The organism is Natroniella acetigena, from assembly GCF_023227745.1.
GTDB classification, from domain to species: Bacteria; Bacillota; Halanaerobiia; order Halobacteroidales; family Halobacteroidaceae; genus Natroniella; species Natroniella acetigena.
Genome location: NZ_JALKBX010000009.1, coordinates 23,361 through 43,985 on the forward strand (window position 1 = coordinate 23,361; position 20,625 = coordinate 43,985).

Genomic DNA, 20,625 nt, shown 5'->3' on the forward strand with positions numbered 1-20,625 from the left:
GGGATTACTTTGAAGTTAGGAGTAACTATGAAAATAACAGTAACCTATATAGGAGCGGTAATAGGAGCTGGATTTGCTTCGGGACAAGAAATATTTCAGTTCTTTATTATCTATAGAAATAATGGTTTGTTAGGAATAATTTTAGCGGGAATAATTTTTAGTATATTAGGCGTCAACATTGTTTACATTGGAAAGAATTTAAGTGTAGCTAATTATCAGCAATTATTTTATAGACTTGCTGGAAAGAAGTTAGGTTGTGTAGCCGATTTCTTTTTTAGTTTATTTTTGTTCGGGAGTTTAGTTGTTATGCTGGCAGGAAGTAAGGAGATAGTTGCTTTTTTATTTAGTATTAATTCTAATATAGCACTCTTAGTTTCAATAGTAATAGTAGTACTAGCTAATTATTATGGTCTAGAGGGAATTATGAAATTGAACTTAGTATTAATTCCCTTCTTGATAATTGTTACTTTGCTTGTAATTAATGGCTTAGTAACTGGATTTGAAATTGATTTAACTACAGTTGATTTTGAATTAGAATGGATATTTTCTTCTTTGGTTTATAGTGGCTATAATCTAATTTTAGGATTAACAGTTTTGCTTCCACTAGCGGATAAGGCAGAGAAGAGGGAACTGACTTTAGGGGTTATAGCAGGAGGTTTACTGTTAGGGTTATTAGCTTTTTTGATCGGTTATGTATTGAATCAATTTTATCCCCAAGTATTAAATACAGAAATTCCAATGTTAGAAATAATTTCACAACATAGAAAAGATTTATACCATATCTATGCAGTTACATTATGGTTAGCAATGTTAACAACTGCTAGTTGTAATTTATATGGTTTGTTAGATAGAATTGAGTCAACAGTTAAATTGACTAGACAGAAAATATTAATTATACTTATGGTATTGATTGGCCCGATTAGTAATCTCTCTTTTGCTAGATTGATCGAATGGATTTATCCACAATTGGGAAAAGCTAGTTTAGGATTATTATCATTATTAATTATAAATTACTTATGCCAAGATAGATTTTAACAAGGAGATGTTTACATTAATCCATTGCTGTTTAAATCTGTTTAAAAGGCTTTAAAATTGGAATAGAGGAGGAAGATAATGGATAAGTTAAGTGATGCTTGGGATCAACTCTTTAAAATGATTACAGTTGATTTGTTATCAGCTACAATACTACAACAGATTGGATTAGCCTTTTTACAGTTAGCTGCAATTTTAGTTGCTATTAAACTATTATTAAGGTTTGGAGATTTTTTAATTGAGAGGTTGTTTGAAGAAAGAGAAGAATATGAAAAATATACTAAACAGAGAAATAAAACCTTGAATTTTGTTTTGAAAAGTGGTTTAAGGTATTCAATCTATTTTATTGGGGGAACGATGGCTTTGGACGTAGTAGGAGTTCCTACAACCTCTATCTTAGCAGGAGCTGGGGTGGTTGGTCTAGCTTTAGGTTTTGGTGCTCAAAATTTAGTTAAAGATATAATCACAGGTTTTTTTATTCTTTTTGAAAAGCAATTTGTAGTTGGAGATTATGTACAGATTGTGGAAGTAGAAGGTATTGTAAGAGAGATAGGCTTAAGAGTGACTAAAATTAAAAACTTTGATGGAGATTTACATATTATTCCTAATGGTAGTATTGAGCAGGTGACTAATTTTAGTACAGAGGCAAGAAGAGTAGTGGTCAATGCTCCAATTGATTATGAACAGAGTATTCAGGAAGCAATTTCAGTTTTGGAAGAGTTAGCTAGTGAATTGAAAAACGAGTATCAAGAGATAAAGGAAGGGCCAACTGTGCAGGGAGTGCAAGAGTTAGCTGATTCCAGCGTTCAGATCAGAGTGATAGCGATGGTAGAGCCAATGGAGTCATGGCAGATAGGAAGGGTTATGAAACAGAGGATTAAAGAAAGGTTTGACCAAGTCGGAATTACAATTCCGTATCAACACCTGACTGTTGTTAATAAAGATTGACGCTCCACGGGGCAAGCCCAACGTGGATTCCTCATTCCTAGAAACAAGCCTATTGTCAACCTAATATCAATTATTAGATTTGGTAGGTCTTACAGTTTCTCCAGAGGCTTAGAATCCCGTACGCCCTACGGTAGATATGATTTTTATGTATTTCACGAAAAGTCTTGATTTTTAGACTTGTAGGCTGACGATTAAGGATTTCTGATACCTTGAATATTTTACGCAACAGAGGAGCTTGGTTTTCGCTTCAATTCCTGTTGCAACTCCATATATTTAGTTGTTAGATTTACCTTAACTTATTTTTAGTATATCATATTTCTAAAATAATATCGAATTATTTTAGAAATATCGGCATTCATCCAGAGGGCAAGCCCATCTGGTTTTCTGCCGATAAATCCTATAACTTAAGGTTAAGTCTAAGTTCAAGTTTAAGTAAGAGCTAAAACCTTAGTTTTTAGTGGTTGACTTAGCCTCAAACTCAAACTCAAACTTAAACTTAGACCGTATAAAATGTTTAAAACCAAAATTAAGGATAAAGAGGCTTGAATTTAAAAAAGTTTCTTTATATACTGTTAGTTGAAGTTAAGAGTACTTTCAGCTAAAAGAAAATATTAGAAATTCAAAGAAGTAGTTAGTTTTTAGCTCCTAGACATTGATTTTTTAGTATTTTGATTGTGTGGTTTTGAATTTAATTGTCAACTGTACATTGTAAATTGTACATTAAGACGGGGGTGCAGAGAAATTTAGTTATTTGCGAAGCATTGTAATAACAGGCTTTGATTTAGCTGAGAGCATTAGTTAAAATTTAGGAGGTGGCAGGATGAAATTTGTAGTTGGGGAAGTCGTACAATTTAAAAAAGAGCATCCCTGTGGTAGTGATCAGTGGGAGATTTTACGGACGGGGATGGATTTTAGGGTTAAATGTTTAAAATGTGGACGAGTAATCATGTTATCACGTTCTAAATTTGAAAAGAGTGTTAAAAAAATAGTTGATAGTTAATAATTGATAGTTGACAGTTTTTAAATAAATGATTCATACACGTTAAATTAATACAAGTTTTGATATTATAAGAATTCAAATTGAAATCTTATTGCAAAATAACTACACAATGGACAATTGACGGAATGTACAATTTATAATGGATAGAAAAATCTAAGAGTAGATTTTTTCATCACGAAGGATAAGATCAAGTTCTTAAAAGCATAATTTCTTTGAAAAGTTTTATAGTAATAAGCTTTAGTTTTAATTGTCAATTGTTAATGGTACATTGTAAATTGAGTGAAGCTATATATCAACTAAGAACAATTTAGTTAGAAAAGAATGTATTAAGTTGACGCACATGATAAATAATTTTAAACTTAACTGTCAACTGTCAACTGCCAACTGTACACTGTAAACTAATATAAAGGAGAGTTTAGATTATGGGAATGAAATGTGGAATCGTTGGGTTACCTAATGTAGGTAAATCAACATTGTTTAATGCAATTACTGAAGCAGGAGCTGATTCAGCTAATTATCCGTTCTGTACAATTGATCCTAATGTTGGAATTGTAGAAGTGCCCGATCAGAGATTGGACAAGCTGACAGCATTGATTGAACCGCAAGAAACAGTTCCTACAGCAATTGAATTTGTTGATATTGCTGGTTTGGTTAAAGGGGCTAGTAAAGGGGAAGGATTAGGTAATAAATTTTTAGGTAATATTAGGGAAGTAGATGCAATTATTCATGTTGTTCGTTGTTTTGATGATGAAAATATTACCCATGTCGAAGGAAATGTTGACCCGTTACGTGATATTGAAATCATTGAAATGGAATTAATCTTAGCGGACTTAGAAAGTGTTAGTAAAAAGTTAGAAAAGACAGAAAGACAATTGAAGACTGGGGATAAAATTTATCAAGAGCAGTTTGAGGTGTTGACTAAAGTCAATGAGGTGTTAGAAGAGGGCAATCCTGCTCGTAATGTTGACTTAACTGCTCAAGAAGAAAAGTTAATTAGAGATTTAAATCTATTAACATTAAAACCTGTCTTATATGCTGCTAATGTTGCTGAAGATAAGATCGGATCAGCAGATAAGCAACTAGTTACTACAGTAAAGAATAAAGCTGAAGAAGAAGATGCTGAAGTAGTAGTAATTAGTGCTCAAGTAGAAGCAGAAATTGCTGAATTGAGTGGCGAAGAAAAAGAGTTGTTCCTGGAAGAATTAGGTATAAAGGAATCAGGCTTGGATAAACTAATAAAAGCTGGATATCGGTTATTGGGATTGATTACTTACTTTACTGCTGGAGAAAAGGAAGTAAGAGCTTGGACAGTTAGAGAAGGAGCTACCGCTCCAGAAGCTGCTGGGGTGATTCATTCTGATATGGAACGAGGATTTATTCGAGCTGAAGTAGTAAGTTATCAAGAGTTAATAGGGGCAGGTTCTTTTGCTCAGGCTAGAGAAGCAGGTACCTTAAGGTTGGAAGGGAAAGATTATATTATTAAAGATGGTGATGTCTGCCATTTCAAGTTTAATGTCTAATTGTTGCAATTTGATTAGGTTAGTGTTATAATAGGTAGGTAAAATCCATGCTCTTAATAAATTAAGGGCCAGTGACCGAATGGGGGAGGTGACAGAGATGACTAAGTATGAAACTATGTTAATTGTAAGTCCTGAATTGAATGAAGAGGCTACTGAAGCAACAGTAGAGAAGGTAACAAGTGTAATTGAGGATCATGAAGGCGAAGTACTTAAGTTGGACAAGTGGGGTACTAAGGAGTTGGCTTATGAAATTAATGATCATACTGCTGGTTATTATGCAGTAGTTAATTTTAAAGCTGTTCCTGCTACACTTGATGAATTAGAAAGAGTTTATCGTATTGATGATAATATCATGCGTTATTTAATTTTAAAAGATGAATAATAAATAAACTAGGTGGTGTTTTGAAGTGCTTAATAAGATTATTTTGATAGGTCGACTAACAAGAGATCCAGAATTGCGTTATACTCCAAATGGTACGGCTGTTTGTAATTTTTCTTTAGCTGTAGAGAGAAGTTATAAAAACAGAGATGGGGAACGTGATGTTGACTTTATTGATATTGTTGTGTGGCGCAAGCAAGCAGAACATTGTGCAAACCACCTGAATAAAGGACGTTTAGTTGCAGTTGAAGGTAGATTGCAGATTCGTTCATATGAAACTGATGAGGGACAAAAAAGGAGAAATGCTGAAGTTGTAGCTAATAATGTTCAGTTTTTGGACTGGCCAAGCAGTAACGGAGGCAAAAATAATAAGAAACAAGGGCAAGCTATTGAAGAAGATATAGATGTCCCTTTCTAAAATTGGCTGAAGGAGGGAAAATAGATGGGACGAGGCAGAAGAAAGTCATGTGATTTCTGTGCTAATAAAGTAGATAGAATCGATTATAAAAAGACTAACATCTTAAGCAAATATATAACAGATCGTGGCAAGATCTTACCACGAAGGATTTCTGGTAATTGTGCTAAACACCAAAGAGAATTAACTAAGGCAATCAAAAGAGCAAGGAATGTTGCTTTATTGCCATTTAAAATTGACTAAGTAAGTAAGATAAAAGGAGACAATTATTGTCTCCTTTTATCTTTATTTTGCAGGAAAAAATTTTTGATTGCAGAAATAGGTAGATAGATTGTTTTGGCAGGAGGTTCGCCATGAAGAAGTTTAATTCTAAGAAGGGATCTATTACTAAAAATTTAAAGATAATTGAGTGGTTGAAGACAGAATTATTGAGTAATGTGTCATTGTTATTTAAGGTAATAATTAAAAATAATGAAGCAAGATTATTAGAGATAGTTACAAATATTATCATGATAACTTACTTACTAGCTAAACGATTGGGTTATTCATTTGAGCAACTAGATAGGAAGTTACAAAAGAAGATTAAAGATAATGTAAACGATAAGCACCAGATAGAGGCTTGGTATGGAGATTTGACTAAGTTATTAGAGCATCTAAAGGATAGGAGTTAAGGTGGTGGAGCAATTGAAAACTAAGGCAGTGGTAGAGGGAGCAATTTTAACAACAATTACAGTAATTTTAGCTATTTTAGCAATTTATTTACCGATCCTAGGTAGTTTCTTGTTTTTGTTGACTCCTGTTCCCTTAATTGTATTGACTGTTAGAGCTGGTGGAAAGCCTGGGATTATAGCCAGTTTAGCAACTGCTCTAATTTTAGCTTTTTTGATTAATCCGGTGATGTTTTTAGTTGTTGTTTTGAATATTGGATTGATTGGAATCAGTATGGGAGCAGCTTTTGAAGATGGTTTTTCTTCAGTAACGATTTTATTAATAGGAATTATTGCTGGGGCATTTTCTCTGTTGTTGAGTTTGATGATCAGTATTTATATTCTAGAAGTTGATGTTATAGTTCAATTAGAGCAAAGTTTACAAATCTCTTTAGATCTGTATCGAGAAATAGGTCTCCCAGCTGAAGTTATTTTACAAGCAGAGGAGTTATTTGAACAAATTATTGAACTGATCACAGCTACTTATCCTGCTTTATTTTTATCTGCAGGAGCTGTTATTGCTGGGGTAAATTATTATTTTAGTTATACTATTATGGATAGATTAGATGTTCAGTTGCCTGCTAGGTTTTCAGTACAAGAGATTAAGTTTCCCAAAATAATAGTAATCTTCTATATTATTTCTATAATCTTCAATCACTCAGTTATATGGCAGAATATTTATGTGATTATAACCTTTTTATTATTATTAGAAGGAATAGCAGTCTGTTATTATTACTTTATGCAGTGGGATTTAAATCAAGGATTAGCTGTGGTCTTAATCTTTACATTAATTTTCTTTCCTTTGTTTAACCCCCTATTGTTATTGATCGGGATTTTGGATCTGTGGTTTGACTTTCGTAAATTGGATAAGATTTAGATTTTTGTCAACAATAATTTATTGTCAATCTTAACTTGGTAATATATAATTACATTAAGTTAGTGGAGGGATAATCAATGAAGGTTATTTTAAAAAAGGATGTTAAAGGTTTAGGTAGTAAAGGAGAAGTTGTAAAGGCAGCTGATGGTCATGCTCGAAATTATTTGATTCCTAGAGGGTTAGCTAAAGAAGCAACGAATGCTAATATGAAGAAATTGAAGCAGAAAAAGAAGGTTAAAGCTAGGAAGAAGGAGAAGGAGCTTGAGGAAGCTCAAGCAAAGGCAGACAAGATTGCCGATCAAGTCTTTACAATTTCGGTTAAAGCAGGAGAGAATGGTAGATTATTCGGTTCAGTAACTACTAATGATATTGCTGAGCAAGTTGCAGAGTTTCTGGGAGAAAAGATTGATAAACGTAAGGTTGATCTAGCTGAAAATATCAGAAGTTTAGGGATTAGAAAAGTAGATATTAAGCTACATAAAGATGTAACAGCTACGATAAAAGTTAAAGTTATAGAAGCATAAAGCATAGAAATAGAAGGGTGATTAGATGGATGAGAAAAAGCAAGAGCGAAAAGAGCAGTTAACAGTTAAAGTCACTGCTCTTTTTGGTCTGTTAACTGAACTATATGGCACAGATGAACTACTATTAAAAGCAGGAAAATTAGATATTTTAGATCTATTAGATGCTGAAGAAATTGACAAACAATTAATTGCACTACAGAAGTTAATTTTTGATCATCCAATGTTAGATGATATTCCTGAAGAATTTAGTTGTAAGTTAGAATTGCTTGAAGAATTGGAGAATGAACTGGCTGATAAACTAGCGCAAAAAGCAGCTAAAGAAGATCTAGAAGATAAGATTAATGATCGATTGCAGAAAAAGCATCAGGAATATCTAAATGAAATTAAAGAAGAGATTATCAAAAATGAGACTGAAGAAGGAGCAATAGACAATTCTCATACTTTAAAAAAATATATCAAATTAGAGCAGTTAGAAGAACAGGGATTAAATTCTTCAGCAACAGGTTTAGTTAGACCTGACAGCTTGACAGAAATTATTGGACAAGAAAGAGGGATCAAAGCTTTATTGACCAAGCTAGCCTCTCCTTATCCCCAGCATATAATTATTCATGGACCACCAGGAGTTGGTAAGACAACGGCAGCTCGTTTGGCTTTAGAAGTGGCTAAAGTTAAAGAGCAGAGTCCTTTTCAAAATGATGCTAGCTTTGTGGAGGTCGATGCTACTACTTTACGTTGGGACCCACGAGAAGTGACCAATCCTCTATTAGGCTCTGTTCATGATCCAATTTATCAAGGTGGTAAAGGTAATTTGGCTAAACAGGGAATTCCAGAACCAAAACCGGGTTTAGTTACAGAAGCCCATGGAGGGGTCTTATTTATTGATGAGATTGGGGAGTTAGATCCTTTATTGCAAAATAAGTTATTAAAGGTATTAGAGGATAAGCGAGTCAATTTTGATTCTTCTTATTATGATCCAAACAATGAAAATATCCCACAATATATTAAAAAGTTATTTAAAGATGGAGCACCCGCTGATTTTATTTTAGTAGGAGCAACAACTAGGAGTCCTCAAGAGCTCAATCCAGCTTTGCGTTCTAGAGCGACGAGTATCTTTTTTGCTCCTTTGACTAAGGATGATATTAGAGAAATTGTTAATCAAGCTAGTGCTAAATTAGGAATTGAGTTAGAAGTTGGGGTTGGTGAATTAATAGCTCAATATACAGTCCAAGGGCGGAAGGCTGTTAATTTATTGATCGATGCTTATAATTTAGTATTAGAAACTGAGCAACAAAGAATTACTAAACAAGAGGTAGAAGAAGCGATTAAGTTGAGTCGTTTGGTACCGATTCATCGTTCAACAGGAAGTCAAGATAGTCAGATCGGACAAGTCTTAGGCTTAGGAGTCAGTGGCTTTTTAGGTTCAGTCTTAGAAGTAGAGGCTGTAGCTTTTCCTGCTACTGAAGCTGGGAAAGGTAAATTAAAGTTTAATCAGACTGCAGGAAGTATGGCTCAGGATTCGATCTTTAATGCTGCTTCTATAGTTAGAAAGGTAACCGGTGAAGATATAAATAGTTATGATCTACATGTTAATTTAGTAGGAGGGGGCCAAGTTGATGGCCCTTCAGCGGGGGTAGCTATTTCAGTAGCAATTATTAGTGCCTTAAAGAAGATTCCTGTGAGGCAGAATATAGCAGTGACCGGTGAAATTTCATTACATGGTAAGGTCAAACCTGTTGGTGGGGTTGTAGAAAAGATCCATGGTGCATACCAAGCTGGAGTAGATGAAGTTTTAATTCCCGCAGAGAATCAATCCTGTTTTGTAGAGGATGAAGATATTAAGGTTACTTCAGTAACCGATATAGAAGAAGTATTGGCTAAAATCTTTGATATTAGAGGGGAGGTAAGTGAATGGAAGATGTAGATAAGATTCCTCCAAATAGTTTGGAAGCGGAAAAATCTACTTTAGGTTCAATGTTACTTGATCGTGATGCAATAGCTAAGGTGATTGAAATTTTACAAGCAGAAGATTTTTACCGTCAAAGTCATGCTATTATATTTAATGTAATTAATGATCTGTTTGATAAAGGAGAACCGGTTGATTTAGTTACAATGAGTGAACAGTTACGGGAAAGAGGAAAATTAGAAGAAGTTGGTGGTGCATCTTATATTACATCTGTAGTTAATAGTGTCCCTACAGCATCGAATGTGGAGCATTATGCTAAGATTGTAGAGGAAAAGTCAATTTTAAGAAGGCTGATTAAGACTTCTAACCGAATAGCTCAGTTGGGTTATCAAGGGGAGCAAGAGATTGATTTTGTGTTAGATGAGGCTGAACAATTGGTCTTTAATCTTTCACAACGGAGAAATACTCAGAGCTTTTCGGTGATCAAGGATATTCTAATGGATACTTTTGATAATTTAGAGCAACTTTATAAGCATAAGGGCGATGTGACTGGGGTTCCAACTGGTTTTAGAGATTTAGATAAGATGACCTCAGGCTTTCAAAAGGCAGATCTAGTAATTATAGCTGCTCGACCTAGTATGGGAAAGACTGCTTTGGCTTTGAATATTGCTCAATACACGGCTGTTGAAGAGGATACTCCAGTTGCTATTTTTTCTTTAGAGATGTCTAAAGCTCAATTAGTACAGCGGATGTTATGCTCAGAAGCACAAGTTGATAGCCATAGATTAAGAACTGGTTATTTAAATGAGACTGATTGGCAGAGAATTTCTCAGGCAGCAGGTCGGTTAGGGGAAGCTAAGATCTTTATTGATGATACGCCAGGGATCACAGTGATGGAGATGCGGGCCAAGGCTCGTAGAATCCAAGCTGAACATGGTCTAGAGTTGATCTTGATCGATTATTTGCAGTTGATGCGGGGGCGAAAGAATTCTGAAAGTAGGCAACAAGAGGTATCGGAAATTTCTCGGTCACTAAAGGGGTTGGCCCGAGAACTTGATGTACCAGTTGTTTCTTTATCTCAGCTCAGTCGAGCTGTAGAACAGAGAAATGATAAACGACCACAGTTAAGTGATTTACGATCTAGTGGTTCTATTGAACAGGATGCTGATATAGTGGCTTTTATCTATCGGGATGATTATTATAATCCTGATTCTGAAAAAGCAGGGATTACGGAAATTATTATTGGTAAACAGAGAAATGGCCCAGTTGGTACTGTTGAATTGGCTTTCCAAAAGGAATATACAAAGTTTGTCGATTTAGCCAAACGGGCAGAAGAGTAGAGGTTTTTATCTGCTCTTTTTTTATGTTTTCTATGAAGGTTTTAAGTTTTATAGTTAGGAGGTCAGAAGATGAAGGTATCACTATGGAGAATGATTTTAGCTGGAATTCCAGAAAGTCTACTATTAGCTTATGTTAGCTTGGGTTTAGTAGGGGTTAAGACAGAGGTTAAGGGTTATCTTAAGGTTGGTATAGCTTATACGAGTGGTATGATATTGCTTAGATATGTATTTCAATTTCATGGATTACATAGTTTATTATTGATTTTATTACTAATGACACTATTAAAGTTAATAGTCAAAGTAGATTTAAAATTAGCTGTGATAGGTGTTTTATTAGTATTTATTATTTTGTTTATTATAGAGGCAATTATATTTTTTGTTATTATTAATTATGCTAAGATTGATTGGGCAACTATTAATAATAGCTTATTTTTAAAGCTTTTACTTAGTTACTTACAACAATTACCATTATTGATGATTGCTCTGTTGATTCATTTTTTCGATTTCAAATTCAGTGAACTAGCTGATGTAGATCATGTTTGAATCTGATTTTTTACTTTAGAAATGGAATAAATTTTATGATTTTGAACTCAATTGTAAATTGTAAATTGTAAATTGTACACTAAGACGGGGGCAGAGAAATTTAGCTAAGAGTACTGTAAGAGTACTTTCAGCTAAAAGAAAATATTAGAAATTCAAAGAAGTAGTTAGTTTTTAGCTCCTAGACATTGATTTTTTAGTATTTTGATTGTGTGGTTTTGAATTTAATTGTCAACTGTACATTGTAAATTGTACATTAAGACGGGGGTGCAGAGAAATTTAGTTATTTGCGAAGCATTGTAATAACAGGCTTTGATTTAGCTGAGAGCATTATGTAATAGTTAGGGGGGGAGAAGATGGAGCTATCAATATTAAGAATTATTTTGATTGGGTTTCCAGAAAGTTTATTATTAGCCTATCTTAGCTTGGGCTTATTGGGGATTAATACTGAGTTAAATAATTATCTTAAATTTGGTGTACTACAGACGATTGGTGCAATAATTATTAGAGGTGTACTTGATATACATGGACTACATACTTTGTTATTAGGTTCATTATTAGTAATCTTATTAAAATTAATAGTTGAATTAAATCTACAAGTAGCCTTTGGAGCTACTTTATTGGGTCTTATTATTCTTCTCTTAGTAGAATCAAGTTTATTACTGGTAGTTACTAATTACTTTGGCTTTACTCTGATAGAGGTTATCGAAAGTTCAACTTTAAATTATTTGATTGCTTATTCAACTCAACTACTATTATTGATAATTGCCCAGGTCAGTCGTTTCTTTGACCTTGATTTCAGCCAGTTAGTTGGTGAAAAGCATGTTTGAGTCCAATTATTTCAATTTCAAGACTATTATAATTGTTTTATTGGCCCAATCCTTTTTATTGTTGCTACTCAGTACGTGGAGAAGTGTCGGTTTTTTAGAGCTATTTTATTGTCAGATGTTGTTAGATCTTATCTTATTTCTAGCACTTATTCTATCGATTTTATCAATAGTAATGGTCAAAGAACTATTTAAGTTAAGTAAATTTAAAACTGAGTTTAAAGTACTACAGATTAAATTAGAAGAAAACCAGAAGTTAATCAAGAGTTTAAGACAGCAAAAACATGACTTTTCGAATCATTTACAGACGCTATATGGAATGATTCAATTAAATAAACAACAAAAAGCAAAAGATTATATTAAGTCTTTAAGTCAGGAATTAACTCAGCTTAATTTTGGTCAGACGGATGTAGCTAATTCTGTGCTTGATTCAATTTTGATTCCTAAAAAGATGAAAGCAGTCAAACAAGGGATTAAATTTGAATACCAGATTGAAGAAGAGGTGGAGCAGGTAGCTTTACCATTGAATAAGGTTTTTCGAATTATATCTAACCTGGTTGATAATGCTTTGGACGCTACTCAAGAATATAAAAAAAAGAGAAAGATTAAAGTAAGAGGAATGAGAAAAGAGAAGCAATATCTTATTTCGGTTTATAATACAGGGCCAATTATTCCAGGCGAGCTAGAAGATATGATCTTTGCAGCAGGCTTTTCAACTAAGGGAGAAGATAGAGGTTTTGGCTTACATATTATTAAGTCTTTAGTAGAAGACGTGGGAGGTAAGTTGATTGTCAAAAGTGAAGAGGGCTATGGAACTGAATTTCGTTGTCAACTACCAATTAAAGATTGAGTATTAATAAAGCAGACAAGCAGTCTGCTTTATTTAATTTGACATAAAAATACGAATGTAGTATAATTAATACATAAAATGAAAGGGGTAGCAACAATGGATAATAAAACCAAGGTGGAAAAATTCAGTGCAGCTCTGGTCGATAAATTATTTGTTGATGAAACAGAAGAGGAACAGGAAATCATAGCTTATGGGTTGACAGTTGTTTGTACGACAATTGGTAGTTTCTTAGCAATTATTTTCTTATCTGGCTTAGTAGGGATAACACCGTTAGCTATAACTGCTGCTGTAAGTGCTTCAATAGTTAAACTCTTTTCAGGTGGTGTTCATGCTGCTAATTTTAGAACTTGTGCTACTATTAGTGCAATTATTTTTACAACAATAGGTTGGTTTAGTTATCATGCTGATTCTTTAATAATTATTGAAAACAATCTATTATTAGGGCTTGTATTTTTAAGTGGAACTTATATTTTATATTTATATGCACCAGCTGATGTAGAAGAAAAACCTCTAGATTCAGTTAAAAAGAAATCTAAAGCTAAGATCCATTCAATTCTTATTTTTAGTTGTCTAAATCTAGTTTTTTTAATTTTAAGTTTAAATCAAGTTGCTAGTTCTTATATATTAGCAGGATTATTAGGAATGCTTTGGACTTTGTTTTCAACTACTCCAGTTGCTTATAAGTTATTTAATAGACAATACATAAGGAGGTGTGATTAATGAAAGGGAAAAAGGTAATAGCGAAAGTATTAACGAAGGTTGCTCATAAAAGTAGTAGCTGTACTAGTGGTATTTCGCTTTATGAGCCAAAGGTACCAAAAGCTTTAAAAAAGGATAAGTAGATTAGTAATCGTGTAGGCTAATATTAGCCTACACGATTTTTTGTTTACGTACAATCCATTCTTTAGGGTATTAAAGTAACAAAATAAACGAATGTTATAATATGTTTACCTAATAAAATTCGATATATTATTGACAATAAGCTGATAATTTGCTATTATATTAGTGTTGTTAAAACTTTCAAGTTTAATTTTATAGGAGGCTAATAAATGATTGAACGTTATAGTTTAGCTGAAATGAAAGAGATTTGGGAAGAAAATAATAAATTAAATTATTGGTTAGAGATAGAGATAGCTGTCTGTGAAGCCTTAGCTGAAGTAGGGGAGATACCACAGGAAGCAGTAGAAAAGATTAAAGAGAATGCTCAATTTGAAGTCAATCGGGTTAAAGAGATTGAACAGGAGACACGCCATGACATTTTAGCGTTCTTGACTGCTGTAGCTGAGAGTTTGGGTGCAGAGTCTAAGTATATTCATCTAGGTTTAACTTCATCTGATATTAAGGATACAGCTCGTGCTTTACAGATGAAAGAAGCTGTTGAGTTGATTATTGCTGATTTAGAAAGGTTAAAAGAGGTTTTAGGGGCCAAGGCTAAAGAGTATAAGATGAGGGTAATGATCGGTAGAACCCATGGGGTTCATGCTGAACCAGTAACCTTTGGCTTGAAATTGGCTATTTGGTATGCTGAGATAGAGCGGCATCTAGAGCGAACAAAGCAACTATTAGCAAGGATCAGTGTGGGTAAGATATCTGGAGCAGTAGGTACTTTTGCTAATATTACTCCAGCAGTAGAGGAGTTAGCTTGTCAAAAGTTAGGGATTAATCCAGCACCAATATCCTCACAGATCTTACAGCGGGATCGTCATGCTGAATACTTATCGACTTTAGCGATCATTGCTAGTTCTTTAGATAAATTTGCAACTGAGATTAGGAATTTACAACGAACGGATATCTTAGAGGTAGAGGAGTCCTTCCAGAAGGGCCAAAAGGGTTCATCAGCAATGCCGCATAAAAAGAATCCGATCATTTGTGAACGGGTATCTGGCTTATCACGAGTAGTAAAATCGAATGTACAGACAGGGTTAGATAATGTCAATCTGTGGCATGAACGGGATTTGACCCATTCTTCACCAGAACGGGTAGTGTTACCTGATAGTAGTATTTTGATTGATTATATGCTGACTAAGTTTATCGATGTAGTACAAAATCTAGGGGTTCATGAAGGGAATATGGAAGCTAACTTAGATAAAACTAAGGGGCTGATCTTTTCTCAGAAGGTGATGCTTACCTTAGTTGATCAGGGTTTATTAAGGGATGATGCTTATGAACTAGTACAGCGTAATGCTTTACAGGCCTGGGAAGATAACAAGAGTTTTAAAGAATTATTATTAGTAGATGAAGGTGTTAGGGAGCATTTAAGTGAGGGAGAGATAGAGGAGCTCTTTGACTATGCTTATCACTTAAGAAATATTGATGCTATTTATCAAAGACTTGGACTAGAGTAGCAGACAACATTTAATATTTAATAGTGAATAATGGATAGTTAAAATTAATTTACAATTGACAGAATGTACAATTTACAATTAAAGATCAAGAGCTTAAAAATTTAAAATCTGTGAATAAATATTATATAAGTTTTGGTTGATTTCGATTTTAAGCTTTAAGAATTTTAATTGTCAATTGTCAATTGTTAATTGTACACTGTAAATTTGATTTTTTCGAGGGGGATTTAGATGTCAACGATAATAGTAGTTGGGACGCAGTGGGGCGATGAAGGTAAGGGTAAGATTACAGATTTGATCTCTGAGCAGGCCGCTCTTGTAGTTCGTTATCAAGGAGGTAACAATGCAGGGCATACTGTTGTTGTAGATGATGTAACGTATAAATTACATCTAATTCCATCAGGGATTCTTTACCAAAATACTAAATGTGTTATTGGTAATGGAGTAGTTGTTGATCCGCAGGTCTTAATTAAAGAGTTAAATTACTTAAAGCAAAAAGGAATTGAAGTAACTGATTTTTATATTAGCTCTAAGGCTCATATGATTATGCCTTATCATCGTCTGTTAGATAAGGCTGAGGAAGCTAGAAAGGGAGACGGTAAGATTGGAACGACTGGGAAAGGGATTGGCCCAGTCTATATGGATAAGATAGGTAGATTCGGTATTAGGATGGAAGATTTATTGACTCCAGATGCCTTTGCTGATAAAGTGAGAGAAGCTGTGGAGTTGAAGAATCTAACTTTAGAAAAGGTATATGGTCTCGAACCTTTAGAAACGGATGAAATTATTGAAGAATACCTAGGATATGCAGAAGAGATTAAAGATTTAATTACAGATACTTCAGTCTTAATCAATCAAGAGCTAGCAACTGGTAAGAATGTCTTATTTGAAGGAGCACAAGGTACTTTATTAGATATTGATCATGGAACTTATCCGTTTGTAACTTCATCGAACCCAACTGCTGGTGGTGTCTGTAGTGGTACAGGTGTTGGCCCAACGAAGATTGAAGATGTTTTAGGGATAGTCAAGGCTTATACTACTAGAGTTGGTGAAGGGCCATTTCCAACAGAATTAGAGGATGAAATGGGGCAACATTTAAGGGAAAAGGGGCATGAATTTGGTACTACCACAGGTCGACCACGCCGTTGTGGTTGGTTTGATGCAGTAATTCTTGATTATGCTGTTAGAGTTAATGGACTGACTGGCTTGGCAGTTACTAAATTGGATGTATTGGATGGTATGGAAGAGGTTAAAGTCTGTACAGGTTATAAGTATCAAGGAGAGATTATTAAGGACTTTCCAACGCGAGATGATATTTTAGCAGGTTGTGAACCGGTTTATGAAACTTTACCTGGTTGGCAAGAGGAGACTACTCAAATTAAATCTTACGATCAATTACCTGAGAATGCTAAAAATTATCTAGAATATATCTCAGAATTAGTAGGAGTTGAGCTTTCAATTGTTTCTGTTGGCCCGAAAAGAAAAGAAACGATGATTTTAAAAGACTTATTAGATTAATTAGTAATTAAGCTAAAAGTATGGTACCCTAGGGTATCATACTTTTTTTGATTATTAAAGCAGGATTTTTCAAATTAATCTAGAATTAATAAAACAATAGACATTATGAAAATTGTTTTTATAATGTAAAAGAGCCTGGAAGTAGTGGAGGAGAAAATTTCATCAAGTTATACTTAAATTAAAATTGAGGAGTGAGAGAATGAGTCAATATACGACAAGAGTAATTGAGGAAATGATGGAGAGAAATCCTAATCAACCTGAGTTTCATCAGGCGATTAAGGAAGTAGTTGAGTCGTTAGAACCAGTTTTTGAAAAGAATCCGGAGTATAAAGAAGCTGGTATTTTGGAAAGGATTGTAGAGCCTGAACGTCAGATTATGTTTCGGGTACCTTGGGTAGATGATGAAGGTAATGTTCAAGTGAATCGAGGTTTTAGAGTACAGTACAATAGTGCTCTTGGCCCTTATAAAGGTGGGTTAAGATTTCACCCATCTGTTAATGTCGGAATTATTAAATTTTTAGGATTTGAGCAGATCTTTAAAAATGCTTTAACTGGACGCCCAATCGGTGGTGGTAAAGGTGGTAGTGATTTCGATCCTAAAGGAAAATCAGATGGTGAAATTATGAGATTCTGTCAGAGTTTTATGACTGAGCTGTACCGTCATATTGGCCCTGATCTAGATGTTCCGGCTGGTGATATTGGTGTTGGTGGTCGGGAGATTGGTTATCTATTTGGGCAATATAAAAGAATAGTCAATGCTTATGAAGCAGGGGTGTTGACTGGAAAAGGTTTAAACTGGGGTGGAAGTCTTGCTAGAACTGAAGCTACAGGATATGGTTTGGTTTATTTAGTTGAAGAGATGCTTAAAGAACAAGGTGATTCAATTGCTGATAAAGAGGTTGTAATTTCTGGTTCTGGTAATGTTGCAATCTATGCAACAGAGAAGGTACAAGAATTAGGTGGTAAGGTTGTAGCACTCAGTGATTCTGGTGGTTATGTTTATGATCCAGAAGGAATTAAGCTTGATACAGTTAAGGAGATCAAAGAGGTAAGACGAGGAAGAATCAAAGAGTATGTTGAAGAGCATCCTTCTGCAGAATTTACTGCTGATAGCTCTGCTATTTGGCAGATTGACTGTGATATTGCTCTACCTTGTGCTACTCAAAACGAATTGAATGAAGAATCAGCTCAAGCTTTAGTGGATAATGATGTTATACTAGTTGGTGAAGGGGCTAATATGCCTTCAACTCCTAAAGCAATTGAAGTCTTTAAAGAAAATAGTATCTTATTTGCACCTGCTAAGGCTGCCAATGCAGGTGGAGTTGCTACTTCAGCTATTGAGATGACACAAAATAGCATGAGAGAGTCTTGGACTTTTGAGCGGGTAGAAGGGACGTTAAAGGGAATTATGATCAACATTCATAAGATTTCAAGTCAGACAGCTAAAGAGTATGGTATGGAGGGTGATTTAGCAGCAGGGGCCAATATTGCTGGTTTCTTGAAAGTTGCTGACGCTATGGTAGAGCAGGGTGTTATTTAAATAAGGGAGAATACATTCCACAAATTAACAATTGCATACATTTGACAAATTACTCTAGATATTATATCCTTATAAGGGAATTGTTGAGAGATAATTATTCAATGGAGCAAAATAGTGATTTAAAAGCTTTGAAATAAACTTAAGTTTATTTCAAAGCTTTTTTTATTTAGGAGAGATAATAAGTTGAGGAGGTTGACTTAGATAATGAAGATGATGGAGATTAAAAATTTATTTAAAATATTTGGTGATAATCCAGAGCGAGGATTAAAACTATTAAATGAAGGCTATTCTAAAGCTGAAGTATTGGAAGAAGTTAATTTGACCGTTGGAGTGAATGATGTTAGTTTTGACATCAACTCGCAAGAGATATTTGTAATTATGGGGTTATCAGGTAGTGGAAAGTCAACACTATTAAGATGTTTAAATAGATTGAATGAACCAACTGCAGGTGAAATTAAGTTAGCAGGAGAGAATTTATTAGAGTTGGATCAGGAGGAGTTACGTCAACTGAGAAGGGATAAATTTGGTATGGTATTTCAAAACTTTGCTCTCTTTCCACATAAAACTGTGTTGGAAAATGCAGAATTTGGACTAGAAGTACAGCAAGTAGATAAGTCGGAAAGAGAAGTTAAAGCCAAGGAGGCATTAGAGAAGGTTGGCTTAGCTGGTTGGGAAGAGCAGTATCCAGAACAATTAAGTGGGGGAATGCAACAACGAGTAGGGTTAGCTAGGGCTTTAGCTGTTGATCCAGATATTTTATTAATGGATGAGCCTTTTAGTGCTTTGGATCCTTTAATCAAAAAGGAAATGCAGGACAAATTATTAGACCTTTATTATCAATTGGATAAGACAATAATCTTTATTACCCATGATTTGGATGAAGCTTTAAAATTAGGAGATCGGATTGCGATTATGAATGATGGAGAGATTGTTCAGTTAGGGACTTCAGAAGAGATCTTAACTAATGCTAAAAATGATTATGTTCGTGAGTTTGTCCAAGATGTCAATCGTTCTCGTATCTTAACTGCAGAAGATATTATGACTGAACCACTTGAATTGGTTTATGAGCAGGATGGCCCACATACAGCATTACATAAGATGAGAACGAATCAAATTTCTAGTATCTTTGCTGTGAAGGATAAAAGAAAGCTTGAAGGAATAGTTAAGATTGAGGATGTAGTGACAGCAATTAATCAAGGGGAAGAGGAGTTGGATGGTTTAATTCAGGAGGTTTCTACAGTTGGCCCAGAAGATAATATAAATGAATTGTTTGCTCAAATAGCTGATTTAGATATTCCGTTACCGGTCTTAGATGATCAAGGTCGGTTATTAGGGATAGTGATTAAGAGTAATGTTTTAGCAAATTTAGCTGGGAATAAAGTTTAATTATTATTTAAATAGGAGGGGAATATATGTTTAAAGCTAAGTTGATTTCAGTTTTATTGGTTTTATTATTAGTATTTACTGTAGTAGGTTGTGGGCAAGAGGAAGATGTAATTACTGAAGAAGAGGTTAGTATTGATTTTGGTTATGTAGAATGGCCAGGAGCTACAGTCAAGACTCATGTAGTAGGGACAATCTTTGATTACTTAGGATATGAGACAGAGATGCATGCTTTAATGCAGCAGCCATTGCTTCAAGGTATGGAAGCAGGGGATATTGATGCTTTTTTAGCAGTTTGGTTGCCAACTATGGAAGTAAATTATAGAGAGTATGAGGAACGAGGGGGCGTTGAGCCTGTTCGAGTTAATCTTGATGAGACTATGTATCGGACTGCAGTTCCTGAGTATGTTTGGGAAGCTGGGGTTCGGTCTTTAGAGGACTTACATGAGCATGGAGAAAGATTTGATCATGAAATAGTTGGATTGGAGCCAGGTAATGATGGTAATATCATTATCCAAGAAGCTATTGAAGATGATATTTATCAATTAGGAGATTGGGAGTTGACAGTAGCTAGTACTCCAGCTATGATGAGTTCTTTGGAACGGGCAGTTAGAAATGATGAATGGATTGCTTTTCATGGGTGGAAGCCTCATTGGATGAATGTTGCTTATGATATTAAGTACTTAGATGATCCAGAAGGAATTTGGGGTGAGGATGATCGGGTTAAGACTGTAGTTCGACCTGAAGTTAAGAATGAATTACCTGAGTTTCATCAGTTTTTAGAGCGATTTGCTGTAACTTCTGAGATTCAAAATGAATGGATTTATGAGTATGGAAAACAAGAAAGACCGGCTGATGAAGTAGCTGCAGACTGGATTAAGCATAATTTAGACCTTGTTGAAGAATGGGTCGTAGGACTTAGTTCTGTAGAAGGGAAAGATGCAATAGAAGTGATTGAGCGAAAAGTTAAATAAGGCTTG

Annotated in this window: 22 protein-coding genes; all 22 read left to right on the forward strand. The window is 34.5% G+C overall.

Annotation, left to right across the window (positions count from 1 at the left end):
• The first annotated feature begins 9 nt into the window (after positions 1–9).
• Positions 10–1,035: a YkvI family membrane protein gene (locus tag MWH25_RS03700; RefSeq protein ID WP_248625953.1), complete on the forward strand. Its 1,026-nt coding sequence runs from the start codon at positions 10–12 to the stop codon at positions 1,033–1,035.
• A 78-nt stretch (positions 1,036–1,113) separates the two neighbouring features.
• A complete protein-coding gene (locus MWH25_RS03705) occupies positions 1,114–1,980 on the forward strand; it encodes a mechanosensitive ion channel family protein (RefSeq protein ID WP_248625956.1) in 867 nt (288 codons plus the stop codon).
• Between the two features lie 820 nt (positions 1,981–2,800).
• Positions 2,801–2,980 (forward strand): DUF951 domain-containing protein, encoded by a 180-nt coding sequence (locus MWH25_RS03710; protein ID WP_248625959.1) that lies wholly within the window; start codon positions 2,801–2,803, stop codon positions 2,978–2,980.
• A gap of 422 nt (positions 2,981–3,402) precedes the next feature.
• Positions 3,403–4,500 (forward strand): redox-regulated ATPase YchF, encoded by a 1,098-nt coding sequence (gene ychF / locus MWH25_RS03715; protein WP_248625970.1) that lies wholly within the window; start codon positions 3,403–3,405, stop codon positions 4,498–4,500.
• A 97-nt stretch (positions 4,501–4,597) separates the two neighbouring features.
• Positions 4,598–4,882 (forward strand): 30S ribosomal protein S6, encoded by a 285-nt coding sequence (rpsF, locus tag MWH25_RS03720; protein WP_248625972.1) that lies wholly within the window; start codon positions 4,598–4,600, stop codon positions 4,880–4,882.
• 25 nt (positions 4,883–4,907) lie between these two features.
• Positions 4,908–5,297 carry a single-stranded DNA-binding protein gene (locus MWH25_RS03725; RefSeq protein ID WP_248625977.1) on the forward strand — a complete coding sequence of 130 codons (390 nt, stop codon included), beginning with the start codon at positions 4,908–4,910 and terminating at the stop codon, positions 5,295–5,297.
• A 24-nt stretch (positions 5,298–5,321) separates the two neighbouring features.
• Positions 5,322–5,537, forward strand: coding sequence for a 30S ribosomal protein S18 (gene rpsR / locus MWH25_RS03730; protein ID WP_248625979.1), 216 nt, complete (start codon positions 5,322–5,324; stop codon positions 5,535–5,537).
• Between the two features lie 110 nt (positions 5,538–5,647).
• Positions 5,648–5,965 carry a MazG-like family protein gene (locus MWH25_RS03735; protein ID WP_248625981.1) on the forward strand — a complete coding sequence of 106 codons (318 nt, stop codon included), beginning with the start codon at positions 5,648–5,650 and terminating at the stop codon, positions 5,963–5,965.
• Between the two features lie 4 nt (positions 5,966–5,969).
• Complete coding sequence (locus tag MWH25_RS03740; protein WP_248625983.1) at positions 5,970–6,878, forward strand: DUF2232 domain-containing protein; 909 nt, start codon at positions 5,970–5,972, stop codon at positions 6,876–6,878.
• A gap of 77 nt (positions 6,879–6,955) precedes the next feature.
• The gene (gene rplI, locus MWH25_RS03745) at positions 6,956–7,402 is read left to right on the forward strand and encodes a 50S ribosomal protein L9 (RefSeq protein WP_248625985.1); all 447 of its coding nucleotides are present in this window, start codon (positions 6,956–6,958) and stop codon (positions 7,400–7,402) included.
• 25 nt (positions 7,403–7,427) lie between these two features.
• Positions 7,428–9,323, forward strand: coding sequence for a Lon family ATP-dependent protease (gene lonC, locus MWH25_RS03750; RefSeq protein ID WP_248625987.1), 1,896 nt, complete (start codon positions 7,428–7,430; stop codon positions 9,321–9,323).
• Positions 9,311–10,645, forward strand: a complete 1,335-nt coding sequence (gene dnaB, locus MWH25_RS03755) for a replicative DNA helicase (RefSeq protein ID WP_248625989.1) — start codon at positions 9,311–9,313, stop codon at positions 10,643–10,645. Before lonC ends, dnaB begins: the two co-directional genes overlap by 13 nt.
• 69 nt (positions 10,646–10,714) lie before the next feature.
• Entirely contained in the window at positions 10,715–11,188 is a 474-nt protein-coding gene (locus MWH25_RS03760) for a hypothetical protein (RefSeq protein WP_248625991.1), read from the forward strand.
• Positions 11,189–11,541: 353 nt separating this feature from the next.
• Positions 11,542–12,015 (forward strand): hypothetical protein, encoded by a 474-nt coding sequence (locus MWH25_RS03765; protein WP_248625993.1) that lies wholly within the window; start codon positions 11,542–11,544, stop codon positions 12,013–12,015.
• Positions 12,008–12,862 carry a sensor histidine kinase gene (locus MWH25_RS03770; protein WP_248625995.1) on the forward strand — a complete coding sequence of 285 codons (855 nt, stop codon included), beginning with the start codon at positions 12,008–12,010 and terminating at the stop codon, positions 12,860–12,862. The genes MWH25_RS03765 and MWH25_RS03770 overlap by 8 nt, the downstream gene beginning before the upstream one ends.
• Positions 12,863–12,958: 96 nt before the next feature.
• Positions 12,959–13,582, forward strand: coding sequence for an accessory gene regulator ArgB-like protein (locus MWH25_RS03775; RefSeq protein ID WP_248626000.1), 624 nt, complete (start codon positions 12,959–12,961; stop codon positions 13,580–13,582).
• On the forward strand, positions 13,582–13,704 hold the full coding sequence (locus MWH25_RS03780; RefSeq protein WP_248626002.1) for a cyclic lactone autoinducer peptide: 123 nt from the start codon (positions 13,582–13,584) through the stop codon (positions 13,702–13,704). The genes MWH25_RS03775 and MWH25_RS03780 overlap by 1 nt, the downstream gene beginning before the upstream one ends.
• A gap of 207 nt (positions 13,705–13,911) precedes the next feature.
• A complete protein-coding gene (gene purB, locus MWH25_RS03785) occupies positions 13,912–15,207 on the forward strand; it encodes an adenylosuccinate lyase (RefSeq protein WP_248626004.1) in 1,296 nt (431 codons plus the stop codon).
• A gap of 228 nt (positions 15,208–15,435) precedes the next feature.
• The gene (locus MWH25_RS03790) at positions 15,436–16,722 is read left to right on the forward strand and encodes an adenylosuccinate synthase (protein ID WP_248626006.1); all 1,287 of its coding nucleotides are present in this window, start codon (positions 15,436–15,438) and stop codon (positions 16,720–16,722) included.
• Between the two features lie 199 nt (positions 16,723–16,921).
• Positions 16,922–18,262 carry an NADP-specific glutamate dehydrogenase gene (gene gdhA, locus MWH25_RS03795; protein ID WP_248626008.1) on the forward strand — a complete coding sequence of 447 codons (1,341 nt, stop codon included), beginning with the start codon at positions 16,922–16,924 and terminating at the stop codon, positions 18,260–18,262.
• A 204-nt stretch (positions 18,263–18,466) separates the two neighbouring features.
• Positions 18,467–19,648 (forward strand): quaternary amine ABC transporter ATP-binding protein, encoded by a 1,182-nt coding sequence (locus MWH25_RS03800; protein WP_248626010.1) that lies wholly within the window; start codon positions 18,467–18,469, stop codon positions 19,646–19,648.
• A gap of 26 nt (positions 19,649–19,674) precedes the next feature.
• Positions 19,675–20,619, forward strand: coding sequence for an ABC transporter substrate-binding protein (locus MWH25_RS03805; protein ID WP_248626012.1), 945 nt, complete (start codon positions 19,675–19,677; stop codon positions 20,617–20,619).
• The last annotated feature ends 6 nt before the right edge of the window (positions 20,620–20,625 follow it).